Raw genomic sequence first — 19,276 nt, forward strand, 5'->3', positions numbered from 1 at the left:
TCTGCGGGTCGGGCGGGGTGGCAGGGTGTGCGCCATGGACGGTCGTGACCTGGTGCGTCGGGTGAGGTTGGTCGGTTCGGTGCGGGGCTGCGCACGGTGCGTTCGGCGTGGCGGCGCCGGGCCGCGGATACGGCGGCGCTGCCGGCGCGCGGGGCGGAGCGGGCCCGCGTGCCCGGTGCGGCGGCGGGGGCGGAGCCGGGGCCCGGCGGCGGTGTGGTGCGGTTCGCCCGTTCGGAGCTGCGCATCCGTGTGTCGGTGGGCGGTGCGGTGTTCTGGGCGTGGGACGGGGCGGAGCCGCTGCCCTCGTACGCGGTGGCGGGCGAGGCTCCCGCGCCGGACGAGCGGGCGGTGCTGGAGCCGGGCAAGGACGGCGGCTGGCAGGTGGTCGCGGAGCGGCTGACGGTGGAGGTGTCGCGGACCGGGGCGGTGGAGCTGCGGACACCGGGCGGCGTGCTGTTGCGGCGTGAGCTGCCGCCGCGGTGGTGGGAGCCGGAGGGCGGGGGCCCGGTGCGGTGGGTGCAGCGCTCGGAGGTGCCGGCGGACGCGCGGTTCTTCGGGCTGGGCGGGCGTGCGGGCGGGCCCCGGTTGCGGGACGGGGTGTACCGGCTGTGGAACACCGATCCCGGCGGGCGTTTCGGGCCCGGGGACGATCCGCTGTATCTGACGATGCCGGTGCAGGTGGTGGTGTCGGACGCGGGGACGCATCTGGCGTTCCACGACAACTCCTGGGCGGGCCGGGTGGTGCTGCGGGAGGGCGAGGAGGGCGCCGGTTCGGGGCATGACCGGCCGGGCGCCTGCGAGGTGCGGATGGAGGGCGGGCCGCTGCGCTGCTGGGTGGTGGTGGGGACGCCGGCGCGAGTGCTCCAGGGGTGGACGGCGCTGACGGGTGCTCCGGCGCTGCCCCGTCCTGGGCGCTGGGGCCGCAGCACGCCCGGTGGGGGCTGGGCGGCGAGGAGGGGGTGCGGCGGGTCGTCGACGGGTACCGGGAGCGGGGGCTGCCGTTGTCGGTGCTGCATCTGGACATCGACCACTACGACGGGCACCGGGTGTTCACGGTGGACCGGGAGCGGTTCCCCGATCTGCCCGCGCTGGCGAAGGAGCTCCGTGGGGACGGGGTGCGGCTGGTGTCGATCGTGGATCCGGCGGTGAAGGCGGAGCCGGGCGACGCGGTGTTCGACGGGGGGCGGGAGACCGGGGAGCGTGGGGCGTTCGTCCGGGACGCGCGGGGGCGGGTGGTGGTCGGGGAGGTGTGGCCGGGGGCCTGCGTCTATCCGGACTTCACTGATCCGGTTGTGCGGGATTGGTGGGGATCTCTGTACGAGGAGCGGCTTGCGCAGGGCTTCTCGGGGGTCTGGCACGACATGAACGAGCCGGTGTCCTTCGCGGCGTTCGGGGATCCGTCGTTGCCGCGTTCGGCCCGGCACGTCCTGGAGGGCGCAGGGGGCGACCATCGCGAGGCGCACAACGTGTACGCGCTGGCGATGGCGCGGGCCGGGTACGAGGGGCTGCTCCGGCTGCGGCCCGACGAGCGGCCCTTCCTCTTCTCGCGGTCGGGCTGGGCCGGGATGCAGAGGTACGGGGGCACCTGGTCCGGTGATGTGTCGACGGGGTGGCAGGGGCTGCGTGCGTCGTTGTCGCTGGTGCTGGGGCTCGGTCTGTGCGGGGTGCCCTACTCGGGTCCGGATGTGGGCGGGTTCGACGGGTTCCCGTCGCCCGAGCTGTATCTGCGGTGGTTCCAGCTGGGGGCGTACCTGCCGTTGTTCCGGACGCACTCGGCGATCGACGCGGGGCGGCGGGAGCCGTGGGAGTTCGGGCCCGAGGTGCTGGAGCACGCGCGGGCGGCGCTGGTGGAGCGGGAGCGGCTGCACCCGTACTTCGTGTCGCTGTCGCATGTGGCCCGGCTGACGGGTGCTCCCTATGTGCGGCCGGTGTGGTGGGGTGCGCCGGGCGACCGGACGCTGCGGGAGTGCGAGGACGCGTTCCTGCTGGGCGACGCGCTGCTGGTGGCTCCCGTGCTGGAGCCGGGGGTGCGGCGGCGGGCGGTGCGGCTGCCGAGGGGGCGGTGGTACGACACGGTGACCGGGCGGGCGTACGAAGGTCCGGGCCAGGTGCTGGTCGACGCCCCGCTGTCGGGGGTGCCGGTGCTGGCACGGGCGGGGGCGGTGATTCCGGTGCGGGGTGCGGACGGCGACCCGGAGCTGGAGGTGTGGGCGCCCGCGCCGGGGCGTACGGGCGGGGGCCTGGTGGTGCGGGATCCCGGCGACGGATGGGCGGAGGCGGAGATCGAGCGGTACGTGACGCGGTGGGAGGGGGGCCGTGTGGTGGTGGAGCGGGACGGCGGGGAGCGTGAGGTCGGCGGTCGGGTGCGGGTGAGAGGGGTGGCTGACGCCCGGTAGACGGTCCCCGGGGCCTGGGGCGGGCGTCTGTACGCGTCGGGCCGGGCGCCGGAGTCGGTCCCGGCCCGGCACGCTCAGCCGTACCGGCCCGCGAACCAGGCTTCGGCGGCTTCCGTGTGCAGCGGGAACGCCAGGGGCCGGGGGCGGTAGAGGATCCCGTAGCCGGATGTCTCGTCGGTCGGGGTCGACGGGGGCAGGCTCGCGAGGGGGCGGGCCGGGAGGAGGCCGAAGACCAGGAGGTGGCCGGCCGTGTCGCTGAGGACGTCGGCGAGCCGGACGTCCCGGGCGGCGGCCTCGATGCCGGTCTCCTCGCGGAGTTCGCGGGCCACCGCGGTACGCCAGTCCTCGGCGTGGTCGATGAATCCGCCGGGCAGGGCCGCGCCGCCCTTCTGCGGCTCGATGGTGCGGGTGATGACGACGAGTCCGGTGGCGCTCGGGCCGTCGACCGGGAGCAGGGCCACGGCGACGGGGAGCGGGTTGCGGTAGGCGGTGGTTCCGCAGTGTGTGCAGGTGCGGGGCCAGGCGTCGGCGGACGGGAGGGCGGTGTACGGGGCTCCACAGGTGCCGCAGTGGGAGTCCCGTACGTACCGGGGTGGCTGCTGCGGGGCGGTCGGGTAAGGGCGGTTGCCGGGTTCGGACACGGGCGGACTGTATCGGACGGGTTCTTCCGTGCGGGCCGCCCAGCTGATAGACGGTGTGCCCATGACAGGAATGCGTACCGCTCTGCGTGCCCTGGCCGTCACGGCCGCCGCCCTCCTCGCCGCCCCGCGCTCTCCCCCGCGGCACAGGCGCGTCCGGAACCCCGAGCGCCCGAGGGGTTCGTGACGCTGCGTTCGGTGGATCCGACGATCATCCAGGAGATGCGTTACACCACTGCGCACACCTTCATGGGTGAGCGGGTGGACGGGTACCGGCAGCCGGTCTGCATCCTGACCCGGCCGGCCGCACGCGCCCTGCACCTGGCGCAGAAGCGGCTGTTGCGTCAGGGCTATTCGCTGAAGGTGTACGACTGCTACCGGCCGCAGCGGGCGGTGGACCACTTCGTACGGTGGGCGAAGGATCTCGACGACCAGACGATGAAGGGGGAGTTCTATCCGCTGGTCGACAAGGACCGCCTGTTCGAGGACGGTTACATCGCGGAGAAGTCCGGGCACAGCCGGGGCAGCACGGTGGACCTGACCCTGGTCCGGCTTCCCGCCCTGCCGACCAGGCCGTACCGTCCGGGCGAACGGCTGACGCCCTGCTTCGCGCCGAAGGACGAGCGGTTCCCCGACAACTCGGTGGACATGGGCACGGGTTACGACTGCTTCGACACCCTCTCACACACCGACGACCCCCGGATCACGGGCGCGCAGCGCTCCAACCGGCAGTTCCTCAAGAGGACGTTGACCGAGGTGGGGTTCGTGAACCTGCCGGAGGAGTGGTGGCACTTCACCTACAAGCCGGAGCCGTTCCCGGACACCTACTTCGACTTCCCGGTGGATCGCAGGCCGGTGGGCAGGCGCTGAGCCGGTAGGCAGGCTCCGAAGAGAACGGACGACCGGGACCACCCCCGTGGGCTCCGGCCGACCGTTCTTCCTTTCGGACGCGAACGGGGCGTGTTCGGTTGCCGATCGGGCGACTACGGTGCCCGTATGTCACAGCAGACGTTCGAAACGTACGAGGAGTTCTGGCCGTACTACGTGGCGATGCACTCCCGGGCCGCCACCCGCTGGGTCCATCTGACCGGCACGCTGACCGGGCTCGCGATCTCCGCATACGGGCTCGCGCGGGGCCGGAAACGGTACCTGGCGGCCCTGCCGGTGATCGGGTACGGCGCAGCGTGGCCCGCGCACTTCCTCATCGAGAAGAACAACCCGGCCACCTTCGGACATCCTCTGTGGTCGCTGCGCGGGGACGCGCAGATGATCCGGACGATGCTCGCGGGCCGGGACGCGGAGCTGGCGGAGACCGCGGCGAAGTGGCTGGCCGAACACGGGGAGGACGGGTCCGGCTGAGACCTCCCCGGCCGGACCTCTCGCCGGTCACCGATGCCCGTCGCACACTGATGACGATCCGTCAGGTCCAGTGCCGGGAGGGGCTTCGTCCCGCACGCGTACACCCGTGGTGGCCGGTCGGTTCACCGAGGACGCCGCGGAGGAGGACTTCCGGCTGCTGGGCACCCGGTGCTCGGCCTGCCGGACGGTCCACTTCCCCCGGGCGGACGGCCAGTGCCGCAGCCCGGCTTGTTCCGGCGAGGAGTTGGAGGAGGCGCCGCTGTCGAAGCGGGGCACGGTGTGGTCCTGCACCGACGGGCGCTACGGGCCGCCCCCTCCGTACGTCAGCGACCCCGACGTCCCCTGGACCCCGTACACGCTGGTCGCCGTCGAGCTGGCCGCCGAACGCATGGTCGTGCTGGGGCAGGCCGCCCCCGGGGCGGGCGTGGCCGACCTTGACGTGGCCGTCCTCGGGGCCGGAACGCACCCGTGGGGCAGGCGGTTTCTAGGCTTCGTCGCGTACGGCCGGATCGCCGCGCGGGCCGCCCTCGCGGACGCGGGCATCGGCTGGCCCGAGATCCGGTCGGTGGTCGGCGCGCAGACGGTACGCGGGGCTATCCGGGGTACGTGGCGGGCGCGACGTTCGCCCGGGCGCTCGGGTGGGAGGGGGCGCGGGTGGCGTCCGTGTACGCCGCGTGCGCTTCCGGGGCGCAGGCCATCGACACGGCGCGGGCGCAGATCCTGGCGGGCCTGGCGGACGAGGTGCTGGTGGTGGGGGCCGACGCGGCGCCCAAGGGGTTCTTCGCCCCGGCGGGCGGGGAGCGGCCGGACGATCCGGACTGGCTGCGCTTCCGGGTGCTCGGGGCGACGAACCCGGCGTACTTCGGGCTCTACGCCCGCCGCCGCATGGCGCTGTACGGGGACACTCAGGAGGACTTCGCGCTGGTCAAGGTGAAGAACGCGGCGGTCGGAGCGTTCAACGAGTACGCCCGCTACCGCACTCCGGTGACGGCCGAGGAAGTCGCCGCCTTCCGCGATGGTCGCCGATCCACTGCGGCTGCTGGACATCTGCGCCACGTCCGACGGAGCCGCCGCGCTGGTGCTGGGCAGCTGAAGCTCGCGCGGCGGCGCGGGGTGCGTGATCCGGTGCGGATCCGGGCCGTCTCCACGGTGACGCCGACCTTCCCGAGGACCGTCCTGGATCTGCCGGACATCGGCACGGACTCGGCGGTGGCGGTGGATCCCTCACCCGAGAGCTTCCGGGCCTCGATCGCGCGGACCGCGTACGAGGAGGCCGGCATCGGGCCGGCGGATCTCTCGCTGGCCGAGGTCTACGACCTCTCCACCGCGCTGGAGTTGGAGTGGTACGAGGACATCGGGCTGTGCGGTCCGGGCGAGAGGGCGAAGCTCCTGCGCTCCGGGGCGACCGCGCCGGGCGGCCGGGTTCCGGTGAACGCGAGCGGCGGTCTGGCCTCGTTCGGCGAGGCGGTCCCCGCTCAGGCCGTCGCGCAGGTATGCGAGCTGACCCAGCAGTTGCGGGGGCGGGCCGGTCAGCGGCAGGTGGCGGGTGCCCGGGTCGGCATCACCGCGAACCAGGGGCTGTTCGGGCACGGCTCGGCGGTGATAGCGGTCCGCTGAACCCGGAGACTCCACTGATCCCGGAGAATCCGCTGATCGCCGAGCGGCCCGTCTCAACAGTTTTTCTCTGTCCTTCACTTGACTGGCCGTCACCGCGGCAGAACACTCAGGACCCGGCGCGCCGGGCGACGTGCGGCTCGTACCCCTGTCGGCGGGGGTACGAGCCGTACGCGTACCGCAGACCGGACCGGACTCGCCCGGCTCAGGTGGCGACGGGTTCGCGGGCCCGTGCAGCGCGCTCCAGCGCGTGCTCCACGACCGCGACCAGGACATCGCGCACGGAGGACCGGTCCCGGGCGTCGCAGACGAGCAGCGGGACCTCGGGGTCGAGGTCGAGGGCGGCCCGCACGGTCTGGGTGGGGAACCGCTCGGCGCCCTCGAAGGTGTTGACCGCGACCGTGAACGGGATCCGCCTGCGCTCGAAGTAGTCGACCGCGGCGAAGCAGTCCTCCAGACGCCGGGTGTCGGCGAGGACGACCGCACCCAGGGAGCCCTGGGCCAATTCGTCCCAGAGGAACCAGAAGCGGTCCTGGCCCGGGGTGCCGAACAGGTAGAGGACGAGGTCCTCCCGCAGCGTGATCCGGCCGAAGTCCATCGCGACCGTGGTGGTGGTCTTGGACTCGACCCCTGCCAGATCGTCCACCGGGCGGCCCGCCTCGCTGAGGCGTTCCTCGGTGCGCAGCGGTCTGATCTCACTGACCGCGCCGACCGCGGTCGTCTTGCCGACGCCGAACCCTCCCGCCACCAGGATCTTCAGGGTGACGGGCTCGACGGGCCGCTGCTTGACGCGGCTAGAGCGCCCGAAGGCCATTGATTACCTCGCGGAGAATGTTCACGTCCGGCAGCTCGGCCGGCGGAACGGGACGGGTGACGTGCACCAGCTCGTCCTCGACGAGATCGCCGACCAGGACTCGTACCACCCCCACGGGGAGGTCGAGTTCGGCCGCGATCTCGGCGATCGACTGGGGTCTGTCGCTGCAGAGTTCGACGATGGCCACGTGTTCCGGGGCGAGCGTCTGGTCCCGGCCGGGGTCGTCCGCGGCCGGTTCCGGCACGACGAGCGCGATCAGGTCGAGGCGGTGACGGGAGGCGCTGCTGGTCCGCCCCCGGGTCATCGCGTACGGGCGGACCACCGGTCCCGCGTCCGCGTCGTACCACCGGGAGGCCTGGGGGTCGACGGTCCCGCCCGGGGCCCCGGGGGCGCCCCGGGGGGAGTCAGCGCTCATGCCCGCCACGCTCACCCTCCGGCGGGCGTACCGGTCGTCCGCGGGGCGTTGGCCAGATGGGCCCCCACGCGCTTGACCATCAGGGTCATCTCGTACGCGACCTGGCCCACGTCGGAGTCGGCGTCGGCGAGGACGGCGAGACAGCTGCCGTCGCCGGCCGCCGTGACGAAGAGGAACGCCTCGTCCAGCTCGACGACGGTCTGGCGTACCCGGCCCGCGTCGAAGTGGTGGCCGACGCCCTTGGCGAGGCTGTGGAACCCGGAGGCGACGGCGGCGAGATGCTCACTGTCCTCGCGGGTCAGGTCCGCCGAGGCGCCGGTGGCGAGTCCGTCGCTGGAGAGCACCAGCGCCTTGCTGATGCTGGCGACGCGCTGGACGAGTTCGTCGAGCAGCCAGTTCAGTTCGCCCGAGCCGTGGCGGGCGGGGTTGTGTGCTGCGGCGTTCGGTGCGGTCATCGACCGTCCCCTCCCGGAGTGGTTCCTCGTGCTGTTCCACCGGGGTCGCCGGTGATCGCGGTGTCATCGGCGGATTCGGTGGTCGTGGTGGACGCGGTGTTCTCGATCGCCCCGGCGTTCTCGGCGTTCCCGGTGGTCTCAGCGCTCTCGGTGTTCTCCCGGCGGCCTCGCTGCCAGCCCCGCTGGAGCGAGGCCATCCGGTTGCGCACCTCGTCGGCGTCGCGCTCTGCGTCGTCGAAGGCGTCCACGGGCGGCCGGTGCACCGTCCGCTCCGCGGGGTCCGCACGGAGCTGGCGGGCCAGGCTGGCCTGCCGGACCCGTCGGGGCAGTCCGCCGATGGTGTCGGGTGCCGGCGGGACGGCCGGCACCCCGGCCTCCTCGCGCCCGGTGGTCCGCGGTGTCGCCGGGGCGCGGGGCGGCTCCGTGGTGCGGGAGGCCTCTGGCGTACGGGACGTACGGGAGGAGTCCGATGCGCGGGAGACCTCCGACGTACGGGAGTCACCCGGTGCTCGGTGGGCGGCGGCCCGCACGGTCCAGGGGGCGTCGGCGGTACGGGACCCGTCGGCCGCCTCGGGCGTCCGGTCCGCGGTGTGCGGGACCGGTCCGGTGGCCTTCGCGGGCAGCGTGGTCGCGTCGTCGTCCGCCGCGTCGACCCGGCGGCCCCGGTCGGTGACCAGCGTCGGCGGGGTGCGGCGGGGCAGCGGTACGGGCGCGGCGGGTCGCATCGGGCGGACCTCCGCCGCGGGCTCGTCGTCGCGGTCGCGGGCCTGCTGGTGCTGGTCCGGGTCGGTGGTCCGGCGCGGGCGGCCGCCGGGCTTGTCGCGGCGGGGCTCGCGGTCGCCGTCGCGGCGCAGATCCCGGGCGCGGAAGATGCCACCGCGCTCGCTCTCGGTGTCCTCCAGGTCGGACACGCCGTCCAGGACGGGTCCGAGAGCCGGGTCCAGGGCCGGATCCGGCGAACGGTCCAGCGGGTCGCCGGCGAAGTCCAGCGCGCCGACCGGGGCCTCCAGCTCGACCGGCCCGTCCAGGACGCCCGGCCCGGTGAGGCCGGTGGGCACCGGTGACAGGACCGCGGACCTGCCGTTGACGCGGCGCTCGCCGCCCGCTGCCGTGCCCGGCGCGCCCGCCGTCGGCCCGGAGCTCCGGCCGCCGCCGATGGCCCGCTCGGCCCGGCGGTCCAGGCGGAACCCGGTGCCGTGGGTGTCGGGGGCGTCGGTCAGCAGGGCCGCCGGGATGAACACGACCGCGGTGGTGCCTCCGTACGGCGACTTCTGCAGGGAGACCCGGACGTTCTGGCGCTGGGCGAGCCGGCTGACGACGAAGAGGCCCAGCCGGTCGGTGTCGGAGAGCTCGAAGTCGGGGGTCTCGGCGAGCCGTAGGTTGGCGTCGAGGAGGACCTCGGGGGCCATCCCCAGACCACGGTCGTGGATTTCGAGCGTGAAGCCGTTGGAGACGCGTTCGCCGTGTACCTGGACCGCGGTGTGCGGGGGTGAGAAGACGGTGGCGTTCTCCAGGAGTTCGGCGATCAGGTGGGTGAGGTCGGCGACGGCGGGGCCGCCGACTCCGATCCGGGGCAGGCGGCGGACCTCGATGCGTTCGTAGTCCTCGACCTCGGCGACGGCGGCCCGCACCACGTCCATCAGCTGGATGGGCTTGCGCCACTGGCGGGAGGGGGCGGCGCCGGAGAGGATCACGAGGCCTTCGGCGTGCCGCCGCATACGGGTGGTGAGGTGGTCGAGGCGGAACAGGTCGGCCAGTTCGTCGCCGTTCTCGGTACGGCGCTCCATCGCGTCCAGCAGGGTGAGCTGGCGGTGCAGGAGGACCTGGTTGCGGCGGGCGAGGTTGACGAAGACCTCGGAGACGCCGCGCCGCATGTCCGCCTGTTTGACGGCGGCCTCGACGGCGGCCCGCTGGAGGGTGTTGAGCGCCTGGCCGACCTGGCCGATCTCGTCGGGTTCGTAACTGAGGTGCGGGGCCTCGGTCTCGACGTCGACCTGTTCGCCCGCGGCCAGCCGGCGCATCACGCTCGGCAGCCGTACGCCGGAGACCTCATGGGCGTCCTTGCGCAGCCGGGAGAGGTCGCGGACGAGTTCACGGCCGATGCGGACGGAGACGAAGACCGAGACGATCAGGGCCAGGAAGCCGAGGATTCCGGCGATCCCGGCCTGGGCGAGGACCCGGTAGGCGGCCGGTTCGGCGCGGTCCTGGAAACGGTTGCCCATCTCGGTGGAGTCGCCCGCCAGCCGGTCGAGGACGGGCACGGCCGCCTCTTCCCAGCGGTCGGCGTCGACGGCGGCCGGGCGCTTCGTCGGCCCGGCGCCGATCAGGGCGTCCTCGGCGGTGCGCAGGGGTTCGGTGTCGGGGCTGCCCCAGAACTGCTCGACTCGGCGGCGTTCGGCGGCGGGGAGGTTCTCCAGGCTGACCTCGTAGAGCAGCTCGCGCTGCGCCACGAGGCCGGATATCCGGCGCAGTTCGGCGGTGGTGAAGCGGCCGGCGATGAGGCCGGAGGCGATGAGCGCGTCCTCGCGCGAGAGCATCTCGCGGGCCCGGGAGATCCCGACCAGGGCCCGCATCTGCTTGTCCATCGACACGTTCTCCAGGGTGTGGAGTCCGTTGAGGAAGCGGTACGAGGGGTCGACGAGGCCGTTGTAGAAGTCCAGCGCCTTGGCGCGGCTGATGGTGCGCTTCTCGACCGATTCGCGCAGCGCCTCCAGTCCGTCGACGGCGCTCAGGATCGCGTCCAGGCGGCTGCTGTCGACGGCGCTCAGCGATTCGCGGACATCCTGCTCCCGGGCGTTCTCCCTGACCTGGCTCACGATGCGGTCGGTGGCGGCGCGCCGGCCCATGAGGACGGGGAGCGCGTCGGAGGCCCGGGGGTCGGCGAGGAAGACCAGGGTCTGCCGTCGCTCGTCCTGGACGGCGCGGACGGCGTCCTCCAGGGGTTCGCTCACCTTCTCCACGATGGATCCGGCGCTCATCAGTTCGTCGGCCTGGCGGCCGGTGACATAGGTGGCGAAGACCCAGAGGCCGGTGAGGGAGACGAGCGGCACCATCAGCAACGCCACGATCTTCCTGCGGATGGACTTCCCGCGAAAGCGCATGGCCTCCCCCAGATCGGCCCCGCACGGCGGCTGCGGGGGTCGCCCCGCACGGCGGCTGCGCGGGTTGTCTTCTCCGTCAATAAACGGCGCGAGCCTACTACTGACACCGAGACAACTCGAAGACACGTCCGGATGATTTTCAGCCGTCCACTCGGTAGTTGATCATGAGTTGTCCCGGTATTCCGGGAGATGAAATTCGCAAAAGCGACCGAGGGCACCGCCCGGACTCCTCAGTACCGGCACGTATCAGTTGGCTGGAATTCTTCGCTCCGTGACCTTCTGTGCCCTGCGCGTGCTTTTCCTGGGGAATCTTCGGGACGGGTGGTTCGTCCATATGTACGGGGTAGACGCACGGTGGGGTCGTGCGCGGCAGGACGGACGTGTTCCGCCCGCGTAGAACCGGCGCAAGCCGGGCAGCCACCCTGAAGTCGGACAGTGGCGGGGAGTTGAAGAACGTGAGTACGCAGGAACGCGGGAGCGCCGCAGCACCGGCTGCCGCACGGCCGGAGGCCGCGGAGGGGGCAGGGGTCCCGCGGCAGTTGTGGGTGGAGGAGCCGGCCTCGAAGCGGCGGATGCCCGATGCGGTGCGGACGGCCGCCGTGCGCGCCGTGCTGATCATGTCGGTGACGATCATCCAGGCGATGGTCGCCTTCCTCAGCACGTTGACCGGCTCCTGGCTGGCCTTCCCGATGGTGCTCAGCAGTGTGGCCAGCACGGTGGTCGCCACCTGGGCGGTGCTCGACGTGTGGGTGACCCGGCAGGTGTGGAACCAGCGCAACGGCGTGGTGTCCGTGCCGAGCAGCACGGCCCGTCAGATACGTCGTGAGCGGCGCCGTTCCCGCCGGGCCGAGCGGGCGGCCGAGCGGGACGGCACGGGCGGTGGCATAGCCGGCCGCCGGAGCACCGGCGGTCTCTCCCGCGCCTGACGGCTGCTGCCCGCGCTCGACCGACCGGCGGTTGTCGTCGGCCCGGCGGGCAGCCATGGGCTGCTCCCGGCCCCGCGGTTACGCCCCGGGGCCCCGGGCTGCCGGGGGCTCGACGGCGGGCTGTTCGTTGCGTTTGAACATCCGGGTCGCCGTGATCTCGCCGTGGACGGTCTCGCCCTCCGGGTCCTGCTGGGGCAGACCGGGCCGCAGGTGCTCCTCCACGCTGATGTACTTCAGCCCGGCCCTCAGGTCGGCGTCGTTGCGCAGCCGGATGACGAGGGGGAATTCGGCGAGCGCGGTCGTGTCGAACAGGCCGGTCGTGTAAAGCAGTTGTACGCCCAGCGCGTCCGACACGGCCCGCTGGAGCTCCAGCAGATATGTGGCGTTGGCGCGGCCGATCGGGTTGTCGAGGAACAGGGTGCCCGCGTGCCGGTGGCGGTCGCGGCCACGGTCGTTGCTGCGCAGGGCCGCCATCGTGCAGTAGAGGGCGATGGCGGCGGTGAGCAGCTGGCCGCCGGAGAAGACGTCGCCCATCTGCCCGACCGGTACGCGCTCGGCGCGCAGCACGGCGTCCGGCTTCAGGATCTCCACCGCGATGCCCTTGGGCCGCAACGCCGCCTCGACCCCCCGCAGCAGCAGGGACATGCCGTCCCGGCGCAGATCGGAGTTCTTCTTGAGGGCGGCGCTGGTGGCTTCGTCGATGACCTCGCCGAGGCGTTCGGTGAGGGTGGCCTGGTCGGGTTCCTCGAAGCGGATGCGGAGGAATTCCTGACCCGACCACTCCCCCAGTCCTTCGGGAAGCTGGGAGAGCCGCTGGGCGGAGCGCAGGGTGGTGAGCGCCGACTCGACGAGTCCGCGCAGCCGGTCGACGATCGAGTCGCGGTTGCGCTCCAGCTGGACCAGCTCGTCGGTGAGGACGCGCAGCCTGGGGGCGAAGGCGTCGGCCCACTTCCGGGCGTGCTCGGGCAGGGCGGAGGCGGGCAGTTCGCGGATCTGCTGGCGGGCGGGGGTGCGGACCTGTTCGTACCGGGTGGAGTTGGCGTGCCGGACGAGGATGTCGCTCGCCTCCCGGACGGCGCTCTCGGCGGCCGAGAGGTCGGCGTTGCAGCCGCGCAGGGAGCGGCGGGACTCGGCGGCGGACTGCCGGGCCTCCTCCAGAGTGCCGGGGTACGGGTCGGGGTCCTCGGTGCCCTCCTCCGCGCCGTGGTCGCGCAGGAGGTCCCGCAGGAGGGCCGCGGTCTCCTCGAAGCCGCCGGCGGAGTCCTCGGCGGTGCGGTGGGCGTGCAACAGCTCGCTGTGGGCGGCGCGGGCGGTGTCCAGGGTGGCGGTGGCGTCGGCCAGTTCGGCGTTGGCGGTACGCAGGAGGGCCTGGGCGCTCTCGGCGTCGGCCGGGACCAGCTCGTCCGGCAGCTCGGTGTGGTGGGGGCGGTCGTCGTCGGGGGCCAGCCGTTCGGCCTCGCCGCGCAGCCGCCCCAGGTGCTCGCTGGCGGTGGAGGCCCGGGTCTCCAGGAGCTGGACGTGCGCTTCGGCTCGGGCGGCGGCGGCTTGGCGGGACGGGCCGTCGGCTCCGTCGGTCCCTTCCAGGAGCTGGGCGGCGCGGGTGCGGACCTTGTTGGTGAGGCGGTCCAGCTCGGCCAGGGCGGCGCTCTCGTCGCTCTCGGCGCGGGCCTGTTCGGCGCGCAGATCGGCGCCGACGCCGACCTTCTCGTACAGCTGGGACGCGGCCCGGTAGGCCTCGCGCAGGGCGGGCAGGGCGGCGCGGGCCTTCGACTCGTCCTCCTCGGGGAGGGCTTCGGGGACGCCGGCGATCTCGGCGCGCTCGGCCCGCAGGGCGCGGGCGGTGCGGCGGGCGTCGTCCCCGGCGCGCTGGGCGGCGCGGCGGTCCTCGTCGGCGGCGCGGGCGAGGTCGAGGCAGACGGCGGCGCGGGCCTCGGACTCGGCGGCCTCGTCGACCAGTTCGCGCAGGCGGGCCTGCCAGCCGGAACGTTCGCGGAGCCGGTGGGCCAGTCCTGCCAGGGCGTCGGCGGCGCGGCGGGCCCGCTGGGCGGCCTCCTGGCGCTCGTCGCGGACCCGGGCGGTGTCGGCGGCGGCCTCGTCTGCCTCGGCGCGGGCGGTGCGGGCCTCGGCGAGGACGGCTTCGGCGCTCTCCGCGGCCGTACGGGCGGTGGCGGCGGCCTCGGCGAGTTCGGCGAGCATGCCGGGCGGGCAGTCGGCGCGCCAGGAGCCGATGCGGGAGGCGAGGGCGCGGTCGCCGGAGAGGCGGGCGGCCAGCGTCCTGATGTCCTCGTCGCGGGCGGCGGCGCGGCTGCGCAGCGCGTGGCGTTCCTCGTCGGCGGCGTGTTCGTCGTGCATGGCCGGGTTCGGCGGGACGAGGAATACGTCGTCGCCCGGGGTCTCGGTGCCGGGGGCCGGGACGGGGGCGAGGAGGGCGGCGGCGGTGCCGACGGCGACGGCCGAGCGGGGCAGCAGGGCCGCCCCGGCGAGAACTTCGCGGGCGCGGGTATGGGCGTCGGGGTCGGTGATGACGACGCCGTCGACCAGTTCGGGGCGGGCGGCGAGGACGGTGGCGTGGTCGGCCGGGTCGACGGCCTGCGCGAGGTAGCGCCAGCCGGGCAGGGCGGGGATGCCGTGCTCGCCGAGATATTCGACGGTGGCCAGGACGTCGGGCCCGGGCGGCAGCAGCCCGCCCTCGCCGAGCGCGCCGAGGATGCGGGCGTCGTCGGCGGCGGCGGTGCGCAGGTCGAAGAGGCGGCGTTCGGCGGCGGCGACGGACTGGTCGAGGAGGTCGCGCAGTTCGTCGGCGCTGCGGTCGAACTCCTCGGCGGTCAGGGGCTGCTGGGCGGCGGGCTGGTCCGCGAGGGCGACGGCGCGGTCCGGGGAGGCGTCGGGGGCGGTGCCCGTGCCGTCGCTCCGGTGGCCGGTCGTCGCGGCGTCGTCGCCGGTGGGGGTGGTGCGGACGGTGCCCTGGTCGGGACCCGTCTCGTCGCCGGACTCCCGGCGGGGGTGCGGGACGCCGGTGCCCGAGGGCAGGCCGAGCAGGTCCGCGATGCGGGGGTCGGCGGCGATCGACGCGGCGGCCAGGTACTCGTCCTCGTAGCTCCGCTCCGCGGCCTTGGCCGCGTCGGCGGCGCGGGCGGCGGCCAGTTCGGCGCGGCTCTCGGCGGCGGCCGCCTCGCGGGCGGTGTCGGCGGCGCCGCGGGCGGCTTCACGGGCGGTGTCCCAGGCGGCGACGGCGGACTGTTCGGCGTCGCTGGCGGCGAGGGCCGCGCGGGCGGGGTCGGCGTCGGGCGCGGTGTCGTCGAGCCAGCCGGCCCGGACGGCTTCGGCGGTCTCCTGGCCGACCTCGGCGAGGCGCTGGCGCAGGTGTCCGGCCTCGCTGCGGGCGCGCTGGGCCTCGGTGGCGGCGACCGTGGCGTCCCGGTGGGCGCGTTCGCCGGTGGCCTGGAGGGTGTCGGAGCGCTCCTCCTCCTCGTTGGCGAGGCGTTCGCCCTCCTCGGCGGCCTTGTGGAGGGCGCGGACGAGGTCGGTGGCGGCGGCGGAGCGGGCGGCGAGGGCGGGGGCGGCGTCCCGTTCGGCCTCGCGGATGGCGGCGGCGACCCTGGCCGAGCGGTCGGCTGCGGCGCGGTGGCGCAGAACGGCTTCGGCGGCCTGCCAGGCGGAGTGCAGGGTGCGGGCCTCGACCAGCTCCTTGCGTCCGGCTGCGGCGCTCTTCTCGGCCGCGGTCAGGGCCAGCGAGGCGTGGCGGTACGCGAGTTCGGCGGCGATCAGGGCGCGGCGGCCCCGGGTGGACTCGGCTTCGGTGACGGTGTGGGCGGCGGCGGTGACGCGTTCGGCCAGCTCGGCGGTGCGGCCGCGCTCCTCGGCCGCGCGGGCGGAGAGGCGGCGGGCCAGGGTGCGGGTGCGTCGTTCGGCCCCGGCGTGGATGTCGCGGGCCCGGGCACGGGCGTCGGTGGCCTCGACGATCCGGCCGAGGAGGTCGACGGAGCCCGCGGTGAAGTCGCGCTCGGCGGTCAGCTCGGCGCGGCGGCCCAGTTTGTTGCCGAAGCCGCTGACCAGGTCGGCGAGTCCGTCGGTGTCGCGGGTGTCGGTGACGGCGCGGAGCAGGAGGTCGGTGAAGTCGGAGTCCTTCTTCACCGCGAAGAGGCCGGCGGCCTCGCCCTCGTCGGCGTTCATCTCGCGCTGGTAGCGGAAGAGTTCGGGGTCGAGGCCGAGGTCGCCGAGGTGTTCGTTCCAGCGGTCGTGGATCTCTTCCCAGTGCACGTCGAGGTGTGCGTAGAACTTGCCCGCGTCCATCAGCGCGTCGCGGAAGCCCTTCATGGTGCGCCGCCTGCCACGGGCGCCGGAGACGCCTTCGGCGGGGCGGCCCACGGCGGAGGCCTCGGCGACGGGCAGACTGTCCAGGCTGAGCCCGGGGCCGGGGCGGAACGAATACCAGGCCTCGGCGAACTTGCGCGGGTCGTTGGAGACCTGGCGGCCCGCCACTCGCTGACCTTGCCGACGACGACGCACTCACCGGTGAGGGTGTGCTGCCACTCCAGGGCGACGTGCCCGCAGTCGTCGGCGAGGAGGAACTTGCGCAGCACGCCGGAGCTGGCGCCGCCGAGGGTGTTGCGGTGACCGGGGAGCATCACCGAGAAGATCAGCTTGAGCAGGACGGACTTGCCACCGCCGTTCTCCAGGAAGAGGACGCCCGCCGGGGCGGGGCGGCGGGGCGGGCCGACCGGCTCGTCCTCGAAGAACTCCGCCTGGGCGGGGGCGGGGTTGGGGACGGGTTCGCCGACGCCGCGCAGGTCGAGGACGGTGTCGGCGTAGCGCGCACCGGCAGGTCCGATGGAGTAGAGGCGGACCCGGGACAACTCGTACATGGCGGCGGACTCTCGTCGTTCGGTGAGCGGGGGTGAAGCGGCGGGGGTGTGCGGACCGGTCGGGGTCAGGAGTGGAAGGGCAGGCCCGCGTCGGCGGCCAGCTCCACGCTGTCGGGGTCGGGCGGCGGCAGCAGGGTGGCGGAGCCGTCGCTGACGGGGACGACGCCGAGCTCCAGCAGTTCGGCCATGGCGGCGCTGCCCGCCAGGTCGCGGACCTGGAGCTGGTAGCGGGCGGTGGTGCGGTAGGCGCCGCCCGCGTCGTCGCCGGTGCGCTGGAGGAAGCCGGAGTCGGTGAGGAAGGCGACGGCCTTGCCGATGATGCCGGTGGTGGATCCGGCGAGCCGACGGGCGTCCTTGGTGGCGCCGGTGGAGCTGCGGCGGGCGTAGATCCGCCAGCCGGCTTCGAGCCCGGGGGCGTCGCTGGCCGGGTCGGTGTTGTCGCCCTGTTCCTCGGCGCGCTCCTCCAGCCTTCGGCAGGCCTGGCGTACGAAGGCGTCGACGCCGTTGACCGTGATGCGGCCGATGTACGCGTCGTCGGCGAGGTCCTCGGGGCGGGGGAAGGCGAGGGCAGCGACGGCAAGGTGGGCGAGGCCGTGCAGGAAGCGGTCGGCGGCGTCGGAGGAGGCGCGGCGGGCGTAGTCGCCCATGCGGACGGCGAAGACGGAGTCCTCGCCCGCCGTGACGGCCATCCCGGCGCGCGGGGAGACCTCCAGGACGACGAGGCCGAGACCGGTGGCGACGGCGTCGGCGAGCCGGGCGAAGGCGCTCTCCTCCCGGTAGCGCCGCAGCAGGTCGGCGTATTCGGCGTCGCGGGCGGGCAGCAGCTTGGGCTGGAGCCCGAAGGAGACCAGCCGGGCGGCGTCGGCGGCGTCGGCCGGGGTGACGGCCGGCTGTCCGGCCGGCTCGGCGGGCTGCGGTGAGCTGTGCGCGGAGTCGGCCCCGTACGTCGTGGAGGGAGCCCCGTACGTCGTGGAGGGGCCGGCGTGCGCGGAGGGCTCGGTCCACGCGTCGGGGTGCTCGGCGTCGTGGTCGCTCACGGCTGGGACTCCTCGGTACGGATGTGGTGCGGGTGCGGAGGGCGGGCGGGGTCGACCGCGACGGAAGAGAGGGCGGAGGGCGCGGGGCGGGCGGGGCCGGTCACGAGGCCTCCTGGCGGTCGGCGGCCATGCCGACCGCGTCCAGCAACGCGGTGCCCACGATGAGGTCGGCGCCGCCGAACTCCGGGTCGTCCAGCTCCGCGCCGTCGTCCACGGCGAACAGCAGGCGCCGCTCGCCCTGGCGGTAGGCGGTGCCGACGGGCGGGCTGGCGGCGTGGACGGCGAGCAGGGCGACCAGATACGGGAGGTCGGTGTCGCCGGTGCGCCGGGCCTCGGCGAGCAGTCCGGAGAGCCGGCGCGGGGCGTCGTGCTCCAGGTCGAGCAGGGTCATGGCCCGGGCGAGCTGCTCCTCGCTGAACCGGCTGTCGTCGGGGGTGGCGATCAGGTCGGGCTCGGGCATCTCCGCGCCCAGGTGCTCGCGCTCCAGCGGCGGGGTGAGCAGCAGGTCGACCAGGTCCCCGATCCGTACGGAGGTGGGGGTGCGCAGTCCGGTGCCGTGGGCGAAGAACGCGTCGGTGGCCCGGGTGGACTGCTCGACGGGGAGCGGGAGGAGCGGGGCGAGGAGCTGCCCGTACAGATCGAGGCCCGCGTGGGGGGCCGGCGGTGCGAAGGCCTGCCGGTCCTGTTCGGCGCGGAAGAGGGGGCCCGCTTCCAGCAGGCGGGACTGGAGCTGGGTGTGGCGGCGGATGCAGTCCTTGACGATGTCGACGAGCTCGGCGGCCCGGCGCTTGTGCTCGGGGTCCTCGGCCTCGTCGCGGGCCTTGCGGATGTTGGTGAGGATCGCGTTCTCGTGGCGGTAGCGGTCGGCCACGTGGTCGAGGGCCTCGGCGATCATGTCCGGGACGGTGTGGAGCCAGTCGACGGCGCGGACGTTGCGCCGGGTGGCCTCCAGGGTGCGGCGCAGGGTCTCGGCGTACTGCACGGTGCGGTAGCGGGCCTGTTCGGCGGCGAGCTGGGCGTCGGCGAGGCGGCCCCGGCTGATCAGGACCTCCAGCTTGACCTCGGCGGCGATCTGGGCGCTGGTGACATCGGTGTCCAGCGCGCCGACGAGGACGTTGACCGCTTCGTCGGTGGCGCGGAGGTAGACCGTGCCGCCGTAGCCGGGGACCTCCTCGATGAGCTTGAAGTCGTAGTCGCGGCGGACGTAGACGCCGTCGGTGTTGAAGGTGCCGTAGACGGCGCGGAAGCCGCGGTCGACACTGCCGACGTTGATCAGGTTCTCCAGGACCCAGCGGGCGACCCGTTCGTGCTCGGCGACGGGGCGGTCGGGGGCCTGGGCGGCGACGCGGGGCAGCAGCCTGGCCACTATCTGGTCGTGGTCGGCCCCGGTGTCGAAGTCCATGTTGAGCGTGACGTGGTCGATCGCGGCGAGAGCGACCTCCGCCATGGCGTACACCGTGTACTCGCCGGCCAGATTCGCCTTGCGGACGTCCAGGTCGTGCAGCGGCGCCGTGCACGCGAGGGCGCGCAGCCGCCGCGAGAGCCCCTCGTCGGCGGCGGGGCCCGGGGCAGGCCGCGGCCCCGCGCTGAGCTGCGGCGCAGCGGTGTCCGTGTTGGCAGGCGAAGTCACGTGGGACAGATTAGGTCCTCGCACTG

General features: G+C 74.1%; 11 protein-coding genes and 3 pseudogenes. 6 read left to right on the plus strand and 8 right to left on the minus strand.

The annotated features are described in order from the left end of the window. Positions 1-34 precede the first annotated feature (34 nt). Positions 35-2,396 (plus strand): annotated as a pseudogene (locus CCZ36_RS03655) (glycoside hydrolase family 31 protein). Between the two features lie 74 nt (positions 2,397-2,470). On the opposite strand, the gene CCZ36_RS03660 reads toward CCZ36_RS03655, so the two are convergent. After that, the gene (locus CCZ36_RS03660) at positions 2,471-3,037 is read right to left on the minus strand and encodes an NUDIX domain-containing protein (protein ID WP_069740640.1); all 567 of its coding nucleotides are present in this window, start codon (positions 3,035-3,037) and stop codon (positions 2,471-2,473) included. A gap of 70 nt (positions 3,038-3,107) precedes the next feature. Here CCZ36_RS03660 and CCZ36_RS03665 point away from each other — a divergent pair. The 4 genes and pseudogenes from CCZ36_RS03665 (at position 3,108) to CCZ36_RS03675 (ending at position 6,010) form a co-directional block, all read left to right on the plus strand. Further along, positions 3,108-3,904, plus strand: a pseudogene (locus tag CCZ36_RS03665) (M15 family metallopeptidase). A 126-nt stretch (positions 3,905-4,030) separates the two neighbouring features. Next, complete coding sequence (locus tag CCZ36_RS03670; RefSeq protein ID WP_069740642.1) at positions 4,031-4,393, plus strand: DUF962 domain-containing protein; 363 nt, start codon at positions 4,031-4,033, stop codon at positions 4,391-4,393. Between the two features lie 109 nt (positions 4,394-4,502). Beyond that, a pseudogene (locus tag CCZ36_RS35515) lies at positions 4,503-4,835 on the plus strand (Zn-ribbon domain-containing OB-fold protein); the annotation flags it as partial. Positions 4,836-4,999: 164 nt separating this feature from the next. Then, on the plus strand, positions 5,000-6,010 hold the full coding sequence (locus tag CCZ36_RS03675; protein ID WP_164873448.1) for a lipid-transfer protein: 1,011 nt from the start codon (positions 5,000-5,002) through the stop codon (positions 6,008-6,010). A 202-nt stretch (positions 6,011-6,212) separates the two neighbouring features. Here CCZ36_RS03675 and CCZ36_RS03680 read toward each other — a convergent pair whose 3' ends face one another. From CCZ36_RS03680 to CCZ36_RS03695, 4 genes are read right to left on the minus strand one after another with little or no spacing between them, the layout of a single operon-like run. After that, positions 6,213-6,821 (minus strand): GTP-binding protein, encoded by a 609-nt coding sequence (locus CCZ36_RS03680; protein WP_069744515.1) that lies wholly within the window; start codon positions 6,819-6,821, stop codon positions 6,213-6,215. Beyond that, positions 6,802-7,236 carry a DUF742 domain-containing protein gene (locus tag CCZ36_RS03685; RefSeq protein ID WP_069740646.1) on the minus strand — a complete coding sequence of 145 codons (435 nt, stop codon included), beginning with the start codon at positions 7,234-7,236 and terminating at the stop codon, positions 6,802-6,804. Before CCZ36_RS03685 ends, CCZ36_RS03680 begins: the two co-directional genes overlap by 20 nt. Before the next feature lie 11 nt (positions 7,237-7,247). Further along, positions 7,248-7,691 (minus strand): roadblock/LC7 domain-containing protein, encoded by a 444-nt coding sequence (locus CCZ36_RS03690; protein WP_069740644.1) that lies wholly within the window; start codon positions 7,689-7,691, stop codon positions 7,248-7,250. Then, the gene (locus tag CCZ36_RS03695) at positions 7,688-10,792 is read right to left on the minus strand and encodes a sensor histidine kinase (protein ID WP_128817020.1); all 3,105 of its coding nucleotides are present in this window, start codon (positions 10,790-10,792) and stop codon (positions 7,688-7,690) included. The genes CCZ36_RS03690 and CCZ36_RS03695 overlap by 4 nt, the downstream gene beginning before the upstream one ends. 572 nt (positions 10,793-11,364) lie before the next feature. Here CCZ36_RS03695 and CCZ36_RS03700 point away from each other — a divergent pair. Continuing rightward, positions 11,365-11,718, plus strand: coding sequence for a hypothetical protein (locus CCZ36_RS03700; RefSeq protein ID WP_069740694.1), 354 nt, complete (start codon positions 11,365-11,367; stop codon positions 11,716-11,718). A 78-nt stretch (positions 11,719-11,796) separates the two neighbouring features. On the opposite strand, the gene CCZ36_RS03705 is transcribed toward CCZ36_RS03700, so the two are convergent. The 3 genes from CCZ36_RS03705 to CCZ36_RS03715 all read right to left on the minus strand — a co-directional run bounded on the left by CCZ36_RS03705 (position 11,797) and on the right by CCZ36_RS03715 (position 19,250). Continuing rightward, on the minus strand, positions 11,797-16,200 hold the full coding sequence (locus CCZ36_RS03705) for a hypothetical protein (protein ID WP_443069791.1): 4,404 nt from the start codon (positions 16,198-16,200) through the stop codon (positions 11,797-11,799). A gap of 448 nt (positions 16,201-16,648) precedes the next feature. Next, positions 16,649-17,620: a hypothetical protein gene (locus CCZ36_RS03710; RefSeq protein WP_069737284.1), complete on the minus strand. Its 972-nt coding sequence runs from the start codon at positions 17,618-17,620 to the stop codon at positions 16,649-16,651. Positions 17,621-17,720: 100 nt separating this feature from the next. Beyond that, on the minus strand, positions 17,721-19,250 hold the full coding sequence (locus CCZ36_RS03715; RefSeq protein ID WP_069737285.1) for a hypothetical protein: 1,530 nt from the start codon (positions 19,248-19,250) through the stop codon (positions 17,721-17,723). Positions 19,251-19,276: the final 26 nt, after the last annotated feature.

This window comes from Streptomyces sp. S063 (assembly GCF_002832675.1).
Classification (GTDB): Bacteria; Actinomycetota; Actinomycetes; order Streptomycetales; family Streptomycetaceae; genus Streptomyces; species Streptomyces sindenensis.